Source organism: Xanthomarina sp. (genome assembly GCF_035306705.1).
Classification (GTDB): domain Bacteria; phylum Bacteroidota; class Bacteroidia; order Flavobacteriales; family Flavobacteriaceae; genus Xanthomarina.
Window position 1 is genome coordinate 1 of sequence record NZ_DATGNO010000178.1, and the last position, 14884, is coordinate 14884.

General features: G+C 32.0%; 14 protein-coding genes. 10 read left to right on the plus strand and 4 right to left on the minus strand.

The window, feature by feature from the left end; genetic code table 11:
* Positions 1-240 precede the first annotated feature (240 nt).
* Positions 241-1086: a coiled-coil domain-containing protein gene (locus VKY47_RS14310; protein ID WP_324313527.1), complete on the minus strand. Its 846-nt coding sequence runs from the start codon at positions 1084-1086 to the stop codon at positions 241-243.
* Positions 1087-1228: 142 nt separating this feature from the next.
* A complete protein-coding gene (gene rlmH / locus VKY47_RS14315) occupies positions 1229-1702 on the minus strand; it encodes a 23S rRNA (pseudouridine(1915)-N(3))-methyltransferase RlmH (RefSeq protein WP_324313528.1) in 474 nt (157 codons plus the stop codon).
* Positions 1703-1898: 196 nt separating this feature from the next.
* Between rlmH and nadC the strand changes: the two genes are divergently transcribed.
* From nadC to priA, 3 genes are all read left to right on the plus strand, one after another.
* Entirely contained in the window at positions 1899-2756 is an 858-nt protein-coding gene (gene nadC / locus VKY47_RS14320) for a carboxylating nicotinate-nucleotide diphosphorylase (protein WP_324313530.1), read from the plus strand.
* Between the two features lie 82 nt (positions 2757-2838).
* On the plus strand, positions 2839-3789 hold the full coding sequence (locus tag VKY47_RS14325) for a YihY/virulence factor BrkB family protein (RefSeq protein WP_324313531.1): 951 nt from the start codon (positions 2839-2841) through the stop codon (positions 3787-3789).
* A 27-nt stretch (positions 3790-3816) separates the two neighbouring features.
* Positions 3817-6270, plus strand: coding sequence for a replication restart helicase PriA (gene priA, locus VKY47_RS14330; RefSeq protein WP_324313556.1), 2454 nt, complete (start codon positions 3817-3819; stop codon positions 6268-6270).
* Positions 6271-6278: 8 nt separating this feature from the next.
* Here the strand turns inward: priA and VKY47_RS14335 are convergent, their stop codons facing one another.
* A complete protein-coding gene (locus tag VKY47_RS14335; protein ID WP_324313532.1) occupies positions 6279-6980 on the minus strand; it encodes a LytR/AlgR family response regulator transcription factor in 702 nt (233 codons plus the stop codon).
* Between the two features lie 200 nt (positions 6981-7180).
* Here VKY47_RS14335 and rpsF point away from each other — a divergent pair, with 200 nt between their 5' ends.
* From rpsF to VKY47_RS14355, 4 genes are all read left to right on the plus strand, one after another.
* Positions 7181-7519, plus strand: coding sequence for a 30S ribosomal protein S6 (gene rpsF / locus VKY47_RS14340; RefSeq protein WP_324313533.1), 339 nt, complete (start codon positions 7181-7183; stop codon positions 7517-7519).
* 2 nt (positions 7520-7521) lie between these two features.
* Positions 7522-7818, plus strand: coding sequence for a 30S ribosomal protein S18 (gene rpsR / locus VKY47_RS14345; protein WP_007650017.1), 297 nt, complete (start codon positions 7522-7524; stop codon positions 7816-7818).
* Positions 7819-7831: 13 nt separating this feature from the next.
* A complete protein-coding gene (gene rplI, locus VKY47_RS14350; protein WP_324313535.1) occupies positions 7832-8293 on the plus strand; it encodes a 50S ribosomal protein L9 in 462 nt (153 codons plus the stop codon).
* A gap of 182 nt (positions 8294-8475) precedes the next feature.
* Entirely contained in the window at positions 8476-8943 is a 468-nt protein-coding gene (locus VKY47_RS14355; protein WP_324313537.1) for a DUF6495 family protein, read from the plus strand.
* A 103-nt stretch (positions 8944-9046) separates the two neighbouring features.
* Here VKY47_RS14355 and VKY47_RS14360 read toward each other — a convergent pair whose 3' ends face one another.
* Positions 9047-9802 (minus strand): hypothetical protein, encoded by a 756-nt coding sequence (locus VKY47_RS14360; RefSeq protein ID WP_324313539.1) that lies wholly within the window; start codon positions 9800-9802, stop codon positions 9047-9049.
* Positions 9803-10177: 375 nt separating this feature from the next.
* On the opposite strand from VKY47_RS14360, the gene hisS reads away from it, so the two are divergent.
* From hisS to cls, 3 genes are all read left to right on the plus strand, one after another.
* The gene (hisS, locus tag VKY47_RS14365) at positions 10178-11548 is read left to right on the plus strand and encodes a histidine--tRNA ligase (RefSeq protein ID WP_324313540.1); all 1371 of its coding nucleotides are present in this window, start codon (positions 10178-10180) and stop codon (positions 11546-11548) included.
* 228 nt (positions 11549-11776) lie between these two features.
* Positions 11777-13354: a serine hydrolase gene (locus VKY47_RS14370; RefSeq protein WP_324313541.1), complete on the plus strand. Its 1578-nt coding sequence runs from the start codon at positions 11777-11779 to the stop codon at positions 13352-13354.
* Between the two features lie 20 nt (positions 13355-13374).
* Complete coding sequence (cls, locus tag VKY47_RS14375) at positions 13375-14832, plus strand: cardiolipin synthase (protein WP_324313542.1); 1458 nt, start codon at positions 13375-13377, stop codon at positions 14830-14832.
* Positions 14833-14884 lie beyond the last annotated feature (52 nt).

The window sequence follows — 14884 nt, forward strand, 5'->3', positions numbered from 1 at the left end:
CCTGGACCACGAATTTTTGCTACTTCAACAGAAAGTAATTTTGAATTGGCCGTAAAAGAAACTATTAGCGATTTGGATATTCAATTAAAAAAGAGAAAAGAAACTTTTTCTACCCATTAATTTCAATGAACAAACAGGAAACAAAATAATATTATAGTCCCAAAACACATAACCCATTATTCATCTTATTTAAAGAAAATGAATAATGGGTTATGTGTTAATTAAAAGTTGGCTTAACGCCTATTTTTTTAAATTTTCTAAGTCTTGAAGTTTTGCGTCTATTTCATCTTGAATTTTAGTTAAACGTTGTTCAATACTTAAAATAATAGCTTCTTTTCTTTCAATGCTTTCTTTAGATGCCTTAGTATCTAATTTAGCTTCTTCTAATTTAGTTTTCAATCTAACTAATCCTACTTGACCACTAATTAAAATCTCTTCATTAATGCTAATGTCATCTTCAAGATCACTTATTAATGTGTTTTTTTCTTTACTAATATTTTGCTGCTTAGCTTTAATTTTATTATCTAAAAGATTTAATTTTTCCTCTTCTAAACGTAATGTTTCTTGTTCTTTTAAATAAGCAATTTCTCTTGATTTTCGGTCGTCATCCAATTTTTTACGAGCAGCTTCAAGTTCTTGTTTTTGTAAAAGAAGTTTTTCTTCATCGCCATTTAAGTTTAACTCGTACATATTTTGAGTCTCTTCAGCAATTTCTTGTTCTTCCGATGGATTTTTCTTAAGTTTTTTAGCTAATTTTTTTTCTAAATCTGCTAATTCCTCTTTGTAGTGTTCGATTTGAGTATTTAGCTTCGCTAATCTCTGCTGCATGTCGGAAGCTAATTTTTCTTTTCTGTTAACTTCTTCTTTAGTAGCTCCTATAGTTTTTTTAAATTGTGCTAAATTTGATTTCACACGTTTTAATGCGGCCACCCCACTTAGTAAAATTTCCTCATTGGCTGTGATTTTATCTTCTAATTCGCTTATTTGAGATTTTAAAACGGTAACATCGTTTTGAGGAATAACTTCTTGCAGGTTAAAAAATGTTACAAAAAAGAGTGCTGTTGTTAAAAGTTTTAATGGTATCATTTTTATATTTTTAGTTTGGAGTCCGCAAAAATAGAACTTATAACATTTAAAAAAAAGCTTTTATGCTAGTATTTTAGGGGTTTTGTAACGAGATTTTTTAGTTTTATTGTATAAATATGCAGGAAACTGTTTTTTCTATAAGTTATTGATGGTGATACGGTTCATTCTTTAAAATAGTAAATCCTCTATAAAGTTGTTCTATTACAAACAAACGAATCATTTGATGTGAAAAAGTCATTTTGGACAAAGAAAGTTTTCCATGTGCTTTATCATAAAGATCTTTGGAAAAACCATAAGGACCACCAATTACAAAAACCAATTGCTTGATTCCGGAATTCATGTGTTTTTGCAAATACTCCGAAAAGCCAACAGAGCTATATTGTTTGCCGTTTTCATCTAACAAAATCAATACATCTTGTGCTTGGAGTTTGTTCAAAATAAGTTCGCCTTCTTTTTGTTTTTGTTGCTCTTCGCTTAAATTCTTGGTGTTTTTTAAATCTGGAACAATTTCCAATTCAAACTTCACATAAAAGCCTAAACGTTTTTGATAATCGTCCATTAAGGCTTGAAGTTGCTTGTTATCCGTTTTGCCTATGGCAAGAAGTTTTATTTGCATTATATGTTTAATCGTGCTCGATAGAGACTTTTTAATTATTAGCCAACTTATTACTTGTCGATAGAAAAGGTGCTTTGGATTAAAATCTCAATTTGAACTATATTTGAATTGCAAATTTACATTTTAATTGGAATTTAGAATTTAGAATGCAACTAATTTGCAATTGTATTAGTATTTTTACATCAAATAGAAAGTCATGATTTCAGAAAAACAATTCAATAAAGAGATAGAAATAATAGTTGCCAACGCCATAAGAGAAGATGTAGGAGATGGAGACCATAGTTCTTTGGCTTGTATTCCAGTGACGGCAGAGGGTAAAGCGAAACTCTTAGTAAAAGATGAAGGCATAATAGCTGGTGTGGAATTTGCAAAAAAGGTGTTTCATTATATTGATAAGGATTTAAAAATTGAAACTCTTATTAAAGATGGATCTGAAGTGAAGTTTGGTGATATTGTGTTTTTCGTGGAAGGTTCTTCACAATCTATTTTAAAAGCGGAACGTTTGGTGTTAAATGCCATGCAACGAATGAGTGCCATTGCTACAAAAACAAAACAATTTGTTGATTTATTGGAAGGTACCGGAACAAAAATTTTAGATACCAGAAAAACCACTCCAGGAATTCGTGCCTTAGAAAAATGGGCAGTGAAAATTGGAGGAGGAGAAAACCATAGGTTTGCCTTGTACGATATGATTATGCTAAAAGACAATCACATCGATTTTGCAGGAGGAATCACCAATGCCTTAAATAAAACTAAAGCGTATTTAAAAGATACGAATAGAGATTTAAAAATTATTGTAGAAGCAAGAAACCTAGATGAAATTAAAGAAATTCTTGAAAACAAAGGGGTTTATAGAATTTTAATCGATAATTTCAACTTCGAAGATACTAGAACAGCGGTCTCTTTAATTGGAGATTCATGTTTAACAGAGTCCTCTGGAGGTATCAATGAAAAAACCATTAGAAAATATGCCGAATGCGGTGTAAATTATATTTCTTCGGGAGCTTTAACCCATTCGGTTTATAATATGGACTTAAGTTTGAAAGCTGTTTAATCCTAAATTTAACACTCATAATTTAAAGTTGGTTTTCCATGAAAAAACCTTGAATTTTAAATCTAAAACTTTGAACTAATAAATGACCAAACCCATAGAAGATAACCTAGAAAAGATTCCTGTTTTAAATGTCATTGTCAGATTCTTTAAGCAGATTAAACTTCCAGGTTTAGAAGGTCTTTCATTTTATGATTTAGTGGAACTCTATATTATTGGTATTGGTAGAGGCGCATTAACAACAAGGGCAAGTGCCATTGCTTTTAATTTTTTTACAGCCATATTTCCGTTTTTACTGTTTATATTAATTGTAATTCCCTTAATACCTATTGACGATTTTAGAATAGAATTCCTAAATTTTTTAAATTCATTTTTACCACCAAGTACATCAGATTTTTTCTTTAATAGTATTTTCGACAATATAGAATCCACGAAACGAGGAGGATTATTATCTTCCGTTTTTTTAGTGTCTATTTTTTTAATGGCCAATGGAATCAATGCCGTATTTGCTGGCTTTGAAAGTTCCTACCACGAGCAGCTTAGTAGAAATGTTATTAAACAATATTTATACGCTTTGGGAGTGGCTTTAATTTTAGCCTTCTTATTAATTCTTACAGTGGTGATCCTTGGGTACTTTCAAATTTATGTACTTGGAAATTTGGAGAATTATGGTATTTTAGAAGAGAGCAATCTTCAGTTTTGGATTCCAATAGCTAAGTATATGTTTTTTGTTATTATGGTATATCTGGCAACTGCGGTATTGTATTATTTTGGGACTAGGGAAGGAAAAGAATCGAAGTTCTTTTCTGTGGGAGCTTTATTTACAACAATTTTAATAATTTTGAGTTCTTATTTGTTTGGAATTTATATCAAAAACTTTTCTAAGTATAACGATCTCTATGGATCTATTGGAGCGCTTTTGATTTTGTTATTTTATCTATGGTTAAACTCAAACATCTTGCTTTTAGGTTATGAATTGAATGCATCATTACACCGATTGAGAAAAATAAATAAACTAACTGCTAAAACCCAATAGCTTTTTACCTAACACTTAACAACCAGAATCTTGCACTATATAGATGTTATACTTCCAATACCTATTCCAAAACTATTCACATATAGTATTACGGAAGCTGAAGTTGGGTTTTTAAAACCAGGAATGCGTGTGTCTGTGCCTTTTGGAAAAGCAAAAATTTATACAGCTTTGGTTTTTAACGTTCACACCAATGAACCTCATGCATACGAAGCAAAAGAAATTCACCAAATTCTCGATGACAAGCCAGTCATTACCCAAACACAGTTAGAATATTGGCAATGGATTGCTGAATATTATATGTGCAATTTAGGTGATGTGATGCGAGCAGCCTTACCGAGCGCGTTTATTTTAGAAAGTGAAACTATTATAACTATTGATAGAGAAGGTTCTTTTAAAGAATCTGATTTAAAAGATGAAGAGTTTTTAATTTTTGAAGCCCTTCAACATGAATCCTCATTAAAAATCCATGATATTATGAGTATTCTGGATAAAAAGAATGTACTTCCTGTAATTAAAAGTTTATTAGAAAAAAAAGTGATAAGTGTTGATGAAGAGATTTTCGAGAAATATAAACCCAAATTGGTGCGTTATGTGAAACTTCAATCCCGATTTTCAACTAATCAAGGTTTGCAAGATTTACTTGAGGAATTAAGTAGGGCTCCAAAACAAAGAGAGGTTATTATGACTTTGTTTTCGCTTTCTGCCCAAACCAAGAAACCCATTAAAGTTTCAGAATTAACCGAAAAAAGCAACACGTCTTCAGCTATTATTAAATCGTTATTGGATAAAAATGTTCTTGAAGAATATTATATTCAAACAGATAGGATTGAATATTTAGGTGAAGAAAACAATCCAATAAAACAGCTAAGTGAGGCACAGAATATTGCTTTCCATGAAATTAAATCTTCTTTTGAAACCCATAATATTACTTTGTTGCATGGCGTAACTTCTTCAGGGAAAACGGAGATATATGTCAAATTAATCGAAGAGGTTTTAGCGCAAAACAAACAAGTATTATACTTACTTCCAGAAATAGCTTTAACCACGCAATTAGTTAATAGGTTGCAGGATTATTTTGGAGAAAAAGTTGCTGTTTACCATTCCAAATATTCATCTCAAGAACGGGTTGAGGTTTGGAATCAAGTTTTAAATAAATCGACGAAAGCCCAAATTGTTCTTGGAGCACGGTCTTCAGTTTTATTACCATTTCGCGATTTAGGACTGGTTATCGTGGACGAAGAACACGAGTCTTCATACAAGCAATTCGATCCGGCACCTCGGTATCATGCAAGAGATTCTGCTATTGTTTTAGGGCATTTATTTAACTGTAAAACCTTGTTGGGCTCTGCAACACCAAGTGTAGAAAGTTTTTATAATACTAAAATAAAGAAGTATGCTTTGGTGGAATTAAACACTAGGTATAATAATGTGTTGATGCCAGATATTGAGTTGGTAGATATTAAAGACAAGCAAAAACGCAAACGAATGACTGGTCATTTTAGCGATCGGTTAATCGATGAAATGACGGAAACCCTTAAAGCTGGACATCAGGTTATTTTATTTCAAAACAGGAGGGGTTTTTCCCCCATCGTGGAATGTCGAACTTGTGGAGTTTCGCCTCAATGCCCAAACTGCGATGTTAGTTTAACCTATCATCAATATAAAGACCAGTTGCGCTGTCATTATTGCGGTTACCATGCTGTCATGATTAAAGCTTGCGAAGCTTGCGGGAGTTTGGATCTGGATAATAAGGGTTTTGGAACCCAACAAGTGGAAGAGGAGGTAAAAGAACTTTTTCCAGATTACAAAGTGGCTAGAATGGATATGGATACTACCCGAGGAAAATATGGCTACGAAAAACTAATTACAGCACTCGAGCAACAGGAAATAGATGTTTTGGTAGGTACGCAAATGTTGACCAAAGGCTTGGATTTTAGACATGTTAAATTGGTTGGTATTATGAATGCTGACAATATGCTTAATTTTCCAGATTTTAGAGCACATGAACGAAGTTTTCAACTCATGGTGCAAGTATCAGGGAGAGCTGGAAGAACAGAGGAGAGAGGTAAGGTTTTGATCCAAACTTATAATCCGTACCATAAAATATTACAGCAGGTTGCTTCAAATTCCTACTTGGAAATGTATGAGGAACAAATGGACGAACGTCGTAATTTTAAATATCCACCAATTTATAGGTTGATAAAAATTACATTAAAACACCGTAATTATAATAAAGTAAATGTGGCAGCAGATTGGTATGCCAAGTCTTTGCGTTTGGTTTTTAAGAGCCATGTGCTTGGTCCAGAATTCCCACCTGTTTCAAGAATAAGAAATCAGTTTATAAAGCATATTATAGTAAAAATCCCACCAAAGCAATCTGTATCAAAAACAAAAGAAGCCATGATTAAAATTAACAATAGCTTCTTTGCTGTAAAAGATTTTAGGGCTGTAAGAGTAATTTTAAATGTCGATAATTATTGATTTTAGGTTTAAGTAATATTATTGTTCAAAGCATCTACCAATTGGGTCTTTTTGTTCCTGCTTAGCGGAATTTCATAAGCTCCAACTTCAACATTTTTACTGTTAAACCTGTCAATTTTATCTAAATTAACAATGTACGATTTGTGGATTCTTAAAAACTTTCCCTCAGGAAGTTCTGCTTCAAAGGCTTTCATAGTAGATAAAACCACCAAGCTTGTTTCCTCGGTAACTAGTTTCACGTAATCTCCTAAAGCTTCAATCCACTTAATATCTTTAATGTAAACTTTACGTTTTTTAAGGTTGCTTTTTACAAAAATATGTTCCCCTTCAGTTTCGTTAAAGTCTAATTTTAATTTATGTTGTTCTACAGCTTTATCAACGGCTGTATTAAAACGTTCTCTAGTTATAGGCTTATGCAAATAATCTGTAGCGTCGTAGTTAAAAGCTTTAAATGCATATTCTGTTTTACCAGTAACAAATATAATTTGAGGTTTATTATTTAAAACGTCTAAAAGTTCAAATCCATTTAATACAGGCATTTCAATATCTAGAAAGATTAAGTCGACCTTATGGTGGTTAAGGCCGTTTTTAGTCTCGAGAGCACTATTGTATTCGGCGATCAAGTTAAGAGAAGAATGGCTTTCAATTAACTTAACAATGGAGAGGCGCTGAATTGCTGAGTCATCAACTACTACACAGTTTAAAGTCATAACATTAATTTTTATTTCGGTTAAGTATCGACAATAGTACGAAAAATTCGGTCAAAAACCAAATAACATCGGTAAAACGTACATTTTAACATAATTTAACATTTATATTTCAGTTGGGTAAATATGTTGGTTTTAATGTTGTAAGATATAAATAATATTCTTATTTTTGCACTCATTTTTAACAATAAAAACAATTTAATATGAATCATTACGAAACTGTTTTCATCTTAAATCCCGTTTTATCTGAAACCCAGATAAAGGAGACAGTACAGAAATATGAAGAATTTCTTACTTCTCGTGGAGCAAAGATGGTATCAAAAGAAGATTGGGGACTAAAAAAATTAGCTTACCCAATTCAAAAGAAAAAAAGTGGATTTTACCACTTATTTGAGTACACCGTTGATGGAGAAGTAATCACTCCATTAGAAGTAGAGTTTAGACGTGATGAGCGTTTTATGCGTTACTTAACTGTTGCTTTAGACAAACATGCTATATCTTGGGCAGAGAGAAGAAGAGAAAAACTTAAACAAAAAGCGTAATTATGTCATCTATAGAACAACAAGCAAAAGGAAAAAAGGACGGAGAAATTAGATATTTAACGCCTTTAAATATTGAAACCAACAAGAATAAAAAATATTGTCGTTTCAAGAAATCTGGAATCAAATATGTAGATTATAAAGATGCAGATTGGTTATTAGGTTTTGTAAACGAACAAGGTAAAATTTTACCAAGACGTTTAACTGGAACTTCTTTAAAATATCAAAGAAAAGTGTCAGTTGCTGTAAAAAGAGCTCGTCATTTAGCATTAATGCCTTATGTGGCCGATTTATTAAAATAAAATACTCATAACAATGGAACTTATATTAAAACAAGACGTTGAAAATTTAGGATTTAAAGACGATGTTGTAACGGTTAAGAACGGTTATGGTAGAAACTTTTTAATCCCACAAAAGCAAGCTGTTTTAGCTACAGTTTCTGCTAAAAAAGTATTAGCAGAAAACTTAAAGCAACGTGCTTATAAAGACAAGAAAATAATAGAAGATGCTACTAAAACTGCTGAGGCAATTAAAGCATTGGAAATTAAAATACCAGCTAAAGCAACTGAAGGAGCTACGGCAGGTGATAAATTATTTGGTTCAATTACCAAAATGGATTTAGTAGAGGCTTTTGAAAAAGCTGGACATGAAATCGATAAAAAATTCGTAAATATTACAGGTGGAAACATTAAACGTTTAGGACAGTACAATGCTGTAATTCGTTTACACAGAGAAGTAACTTTCGAAATTCCTTTCGAAGTTATCGCTCAAGCTTAATATTACCGATTAACATATTTAAAGCCTCAACCTTGTTGGGGCTTTTTCATTTTTAGTTTTTAATATTTCATAGATTTAAAAGGCTATGAAGAATTTATTAATCAAAATTAACACGCAATTATTTTAAAAATAGTTTCGTGTTAAATAAATATTTTCTTCCTTTTTGGGAGATTAAAAGACTTATGAAATACGCGAGATTAACAAAAGAACAGTTTGAAGAACTACATAAGGAATTTATCAACTTTCTTGCTACACAAACCATTACAGCTCAAGAATGGGAGGATATTAAAGTAAACAAGCCAGAAGTTGCCGAACAAGAATTAGATGTGTTTAGCGATTTGGTTTGGGAAGGTGTTTTGAACAAAGTGGAGTTTATTGAACATATTTCACCACAGCAAATTCATTTATTTTATTTAAAGGAAGAACACATACATTTGATTGCTATTAAAATAAAAAATCCAATTGATTTATCCACTACCGATGGTTTTAATTGGTTGCGAGAAAATTTAATGGATGACGATGTAGAATTTTTACAAGCTAAAAAAGATTATACAAACGATAAAAATGCCGATAAGTTCAAATTAATCGAACAAGGTGGCGTGATCACCAAAGGCGATTTGTTTAACTATTTCGATAAGTTGATTAATTAATGCTATTTCTGTAACTGCTTGACAGGAATATTGAAATGCCGAAGTTGTTTCAAATAAAATGATATTTTATTATTGAAAAACTTCGGCAATCATATTTTATTATTTATCTATTACAATCCTTTAATTTCATTGTATAGTTAGATGATAATTCTTCAAGTGTATCCATAAACCATAATCTAATATCTTCTATCGATTTAGATAATAAATCGGCACTGTTTATTGGTTTACTTAAAACTTTCATATTGCAATCACAAGCACTTAAAGCATCATTAAACGTTTTAATATTATTTGCAACCGTTAATTCCATCTTTGAGATAAGTGTTTCTTTTTTCAAAGATAATTCCTGCTCTTTTTTCTGAATTATTTTTTGATTTAGTTCTGCTTGTTTTTGCTCTAAGGCTTTTTGCTGTTGCTTTAGTTGCTCTTGTTCGAGTACAATAGATGCTAATCCATCGGCCTCGTTTAATGGAGCGGTGGCAACAACGTCTTGGGTTACAGTGCAAGCATCTAATTTTTGTATAGTGGCTTCGGCTAGTTCTCTGCCTTTTTTGGCAAAATAGTATGCATCTTCTATTTTTACTGCAGGTTTGGCTTTAGATAAATAATCAATGGCGTTGTAAACAAGATCGTCGACTTCATCGCAGTGGCAGTTTTTAAGCGAAGCTTGCACATTCTCAAAAGATTCTTTTGCTTTTTCAGCATAATGTTTTGCATGCGTAATATTATTTGCATCTAAAGCAGATTTGGAGTTTGATAAAGCATAAACAATGTAAGCTTGAGCTCCTGAGCAATCGGATTGTGCGAATAAATTTAAAAATGAAGCACAGAAAAATAATAGGAATAGGTAGTTTTTAGACATAGTAAATTTGAGTTAAACATTAAGTAGGTACGCCAAAAATAACTAAATTTTTAAATGGAAAACTGCTTTCGGAATCTTATTATTTTTTTATAATAACTCGTTTTTATAAACCAATGATAGTGAGGCGCATACAGGGTTTTGTTTTTTTTGATACAATTCAAAGTTAACTTAACATAAATCCTTTTTAATTTTAATGCCCATTTTTATATAAATGCTGCTAGGTTTTTTTTCTATAAAAAATTCGACCTGACGTATTTAATTCTTTATTTTTGTTCCCCACAACTAACAACACTACATAAGTGATTGTGTGATGTGGAGTACACTTAAAATAATAGATAATCATTTAATAAGATTCCTGCTTTCGCAGGAAATATTATGGCACAAAAACCAAGTATTCCAAAAGGAACCAGAGATTTTACTCCAGAGCAAGTAGCTAAACGCAACTATATATTTAATACCATTCAAACGCAATTTGAATTGTATGGTTTTCAGCCCATAGAAACTCCAAGTTTCGAAAACTCTGAAACATTAATGGGAAAATATGGCGAAGAAGGTGATAGACTGATTTTTAAAATCTTGAATTCTGGGGATTATTTAAACAAAGTGGATGATAAACTATATTCTACAAAAAACTCTAATGCCATAACTTCTAAAATCTCCGAAAAAGCCCTTCGCTACGATTTAACAGTTCCTTTTGCGCGTTATGTAGTTCAACATCAAAATGAGATTGAGTTTCCATTTAAGCGCTACCAAATGCAACCTGTTTGGAGAGCAGACAGACCTCAAAAAGGACGCTTTAGAGAGTTTTACCAATGCGATGCGGATGTAGTTGGATCTACCTCTTTATGGCAGGAAGTAGAGTTTGTGCAACTATACGATGCTGTTTTTAAAGCCTTAAAATTAGAAGGAGTAGTCATTAAAATCAACAACCGAAAAATACTTTCTGGAATTGCGGAAGTCATTGGAGCCAGCGATAAATTAATCGATTTTACAGTAGCTTTAGATAAACTCGATAAAATAGGAGCCGAAAAAGTAAAAGAAGAAATGCTGGAAAAGGGTATTTCTAAAGAAGGTATCGAAAAACTGCAACCTTTGTTTACGCTTTCAGGATCTTTTAATTCTCAAGTAGAACAGCTAAAAAGCATTTTAAACACTTCAGAAGAAGGTAAAAAAGGTATTCAGGAATTGGAGTTTATTGACAAAGCTATTACCGAAATTGGTTTGCAAACAGCTACTTTACAATTAGATGTTACTCTTGCAAGAGGATTAAATTATTATACAGGTGCTATTTATGAAGTGTCTGCTCCAGAAAAAGTACAAATGGGTTCTATTGGTGGCGGTGGACGTTACGACGATCTTACTGGCATTTTTGGAATGAAAGAGGTAAGTGGTGTTGGTATTAGTTTTGGTTTGGATCGGATTTATTTGGTTCTCGAAGAACTTAATTTATTTCCAGAAACAGTTACCAAAAACATCGATTTACTCTTTATCAATTTTGGAGAAACCGAAGCTCTATTTTGTTTAAAAGCCATAAAACAACTGAGATTAAATGGCATTAATTCCGAATTATATCCAGATGCTGGCAAAATGAAAAAGCAAATGAACCACGCGAACAAGCGCAACATTCCTTTTGTGGTTTTAGTGGGTGATGAGGAAATTAAATCAGATAGTTATACTTTAAAGAACATGGTTTCTGGAGAACAAGAAAAAGTGTCTTTACAAGACTTGATTTCAAAGTTTAAATAAATTTTATTTAAGCGTTTAATAAAAGCTGCCACTATTGCACGAATGTAAAATCATTATCTGTGTACTAGTGGCGTTTTTTTAAAAAATACATATTGTTTATTTCTTTTCAATCAAATAAGAGGTTTAGTTTTTATTTATTTGAAATTACAAGCGGAGAATATAAAAATAGGATAATAATGATTAAATAATTATCTTTAAAATCAACTTCATATTAAATATTCATCACTTATGAAATCATTAAAACCCAACCAATACCTCTCAAGTTTTATTCTATTCTTCGTTCTAAACATTTCGATTTTTGCTCAATTAACTTCACCTCAAATAGATAGTTTGGTAAACGATGCCATGGAAAAATTTAAAGTGGCTGGAGTAGCAGTTGCTATTGTTAAGGACGGCAAAATAATTCATGAAAAAGGATATGGCGTTACTTCAAAATTAACAAATAAAAGGGTAAATGAACATACCAATTTTGCCATAGCATCCAATAGTAAAGCATTTACAACAACAGCTTTGGCTCTTTTAGTTGAAGAAGGGAAACTTAACTGGACCGATAAAGTAAAAGATCATATTCCAGAGTTTAAAATGTATAATCTATATGTAACCGAAAACTTCAATATTCAGGATCTATTAACACATAGAAGTGGTTTAGGTTTAGGAATTGGAGATTTAATGATTTTTCCAGATGGTTCAAATTTTACCATCGACGATTTACTATCAAGTTTTCAATACTTTAAACCTGTTTCTGCTTTTAGAACCCAATTCGATTACGACAACCTTTTGTATTTGGTGGCTGGTGAAATAATTGCTAGAAAATCCGGCATGACTTGGGAAGCATTTATCGACAAACGTATTTTTAAGCCTTTAGACATGGATCAATCCTATCCTGCTTTTAACCTTGTTACAGACGATACTAATTTAGCTTTGCCTCATAATGTTGTAAATAACAACTATAAGGTATTGCCAAGTTATCAAGAAATGATAAATGGAGCTGCTGGGGGAATTTATGCCAATGTAAATGATATTTCACAATGGATGCTCTTGCAGCTTAACCAAGGGAAATATGGAGAAAATTTAGAGAATCAATTGTTTTCTGAGGAAAGTCAACATGAAATGTGGAAAATTCATACCACAACAGATGTTAACCGAAGTCCGCGATATAACTCCCATTTTTCGGGTTATGGCTTAGGTTGGGATTTAACAGATAAAAAAGGCAATTTGATAGTTTCGCACACAGGTGGTCTTCCAGGGATGCTAAGTACAACGGTGTTAATTCCAGATTTAAATGCAGGCATAGTTGTGCTTACTAATACAGAACCTGGTGGAGCAGGAGTGTTTTTGGCAGTTTCTAGAACTATAGTAGACGGATATTTAGGCTTAGACGATAACAAATGGACCGATAAATTTCATGAATATTTTAAGAGCAGAGAAGCAGAAGGAGATAAAGTAACCGATGCTGTATGGAAAACTGTAGAAGCTAATAAAAAGATTAAAATTAAGACTTCAGATTATATGGGTATATACAAAGACAACTGGTTTGGTAATATGGAAGTTTTTAATAAGGATGGAAAACTTTGGATAAAATCTCACCGATCGCCAAAACTTAATGGTGAAATGTATTATTACCAAGCAAATACCTTTGCTATTAAATGGGAATACCAAGATATGAATGCCGATGCCTTTGCTATGTTTTCTTTAGATGAAAATGGGCAGGCTCAAAGTATAAAAATGAAAGGAATTTCACCAAACATCGATTTCAGTTTCGATTTTCACGACTTGGATTTACAACGAGTTATAGAAAAAGAATAACACAGACTTTACAAGCGCTCATGAACTACCTTTTAATTTTAGAAATACTTTACGTTATAATTTTAATGTTGGTGAGTTATCGTGTTATTTTCGACACCAAAAATACGACCAAAGCCTTGGCGTATTTAATGCTAGTTGTATTTGTTCCTATCATTGGTATCATTATATATTTTTCCTTTGGTGTTAATTATCGGATTCGGAAAATGTATGATAAAAAATTATTGACCAATGCGCAACTTCAAAGCAATCTAGAAAAAAGACTTATCACATATTCCAAAGGTGTTTTAAAAGAAGGAGATGATAACGTTCAAGACAATAAAAAACTAGTAAACTTAATTTTAAAGGATAATCTCAGTCCTTTAACCAATAATAACAATGTTAAATTGCTTCTTAATGGCGAAGAGAAATTTCCTGATGTTCTAGCGAGTATAGCTCAAGCAAAACATCACATTCATATAGAATATTATATTTTTGAAGATGATAATATTGGTAACGAGATTATAGAACTTCTTATCAAAAAAGTAGCAGAAGGAGTTGAAGTTCGATTTATTTATGATGATTTTGGAAGTCGTTCAATAAGAAAAAAGCAAGTAAAAAGATTAAGGGATGCAGGTGCTAAAGTATTTCCATTTTATAAAATTAAATTGATAGCTCTTGCCAATAGAATTAATTATCGCAACCACAGAAAAATTATAGTGATTGATGGACACACTTCGTTTGTTGGAGGTATTAATGTAAGCGATCGATATATAAATACAGAACCCAATAAAAATAAAACCTTTTGGAGAGACACACATTTAAAAATAGAAGGCCCGGCAACTTGGTATTTGCAGTATCTGTTTTTATGCGATTGGAATTTTTGTGCCCAAGATGAAATGTCCATTAATGACGATTTTTTTCCTCCAAAGGAGTTTTTCCACTCCACAGAAGATAAGCACGTTCAAATTACAGCTAGTGGTCCAGATTCTGATGTACCTACCATTAAATTCGCCCTCTTGCAAGCCATCAATTTGGCCGAAAAAGAAATCTTAATAACAACGCCTTATTTTATACCAAGTAAAAGTATTATGGATGCCTTGCTTATTTCTGGAAAAAGTGGTGTTCATGTAAAATTGCTTGTTCCAGGTCAATCAGATTCTAAATTGGTTAATGCTGCAGCTTGCTCATATTATGCCGATTTATTGAAATCGGGTGTAGAAATATATCGCTATCAAAAAGGATTTGTTCATGCAAAAACCATGGTAATCGATAATGAAATTGCCATCGTTGGAACCGCAAATATGGATGTAAGAAGTTTCGATTTAAACTTTGAGGTAAATGCCATTGTGTACGATGAAGAAATAACAAATGAATTAAGAACAGCTTTCTACAAAGATTTAGAAGTTTCTACAATTATAGATTTAAAGGAATGGTTAAGCAGACCCACTTATTATAGGTTTTTAGATAAATTGGCACGTCTGTTTTCGCCGATGCTTTAAGATACAAGATTCAAAGTTTAAAATTCCTTTTATAATTGGATAAACAGTTATA

Excerpts from the sequence above, each read along its gene's own strand:
- cls (WP_324313542.1), top strand. The coding sequence starts at position 13,375 with ATGAACTACCTTTTAATTTTAGAAATACTTTACGTTATAATTTTAATG.
- VKY47_RS14325 (WP_324313531.1), top strand. The coding sequence starts at position 2,839 with ATGACCAAACCCATAGAAGATAACCTAGAAAAGATTCCTGTTTTAAAT.
- VKY47_RS14355 (WP_324313537.1), top strand. The coding sequence starts at position 8,476 with ATGAAATACGCGAGATTAACAAAAGAACAGTTTGAAGAACTACATAAG.
- VKY47_RS14335 (WP_324313532.1), bottom strand. The coding sequence starts at position 6,980 with ATGACTTTAAACTGTGTAGTAGTTGATGACTCAGCAATTCAGCGCCTC.
- rpsR (WP_007650017.1), top strand. The coding sequence starts at position 7,522 with ATGTCATCTATAGAACAACAAGCAAAAGGAAAAAAGGACGGAGAAATT.
- rlmH (WP_324313528.1), bottom strand. The coding sequence starts at position 1,702 with ATGCAAATAAAACTTCTTGCCATAGGCAAAACGGATAACAAGCAACTT.
- rpsF (WP_324313533.1), top strand. The coding sequence starts at position 7,181 with ATGAATCATTACGAAACTGTTTTCATCTTAAATCCCGTTTTATCTGAA.
- nadC (WP_324313530.1), top strand. The coding sequence starts at position 1,899 with ATGATTTCAGAAAAACAATTCAATAAAGAGATAGAAATAATAGTTGCC.
- VKY47_RS14360 (WP_324313539.1), bottom strand. The coding sequence starts at position 9,802 with ATGTCTAAAAACTACCTATTCCTATTATTTTTCTGTGCTTCATTTTTA.
- VKY47_RS14310 (WP_324313527.1), bottom strand. The coding sequence starts at position 1,086 with ATGATACCATTAAAACTTTTAACAACAGCACTCTTTTTTGTAACATTT.
- hisS (WP_324313540.1), top strand. The coding sequence starts at position 10,178 with ATGGCACAAAAACCAAGTATTCCAAAAGGAACCAGAGATTTTACTCCA.
- VKY47_RS14370 (WP_324313541.1), top strand. The coding sequence starts at position 11,777 with ATGAAATCATTAAAACCCAACCAATACCTCTCAAGTTTTATTCTATTC.
- rplI (WP_324313535.1), top strand. The coding sequence starts at position 7,832 with ATGGAACTTATATTAAAACAAGACGTTGAAAATTTAGGATTTAAAGAC.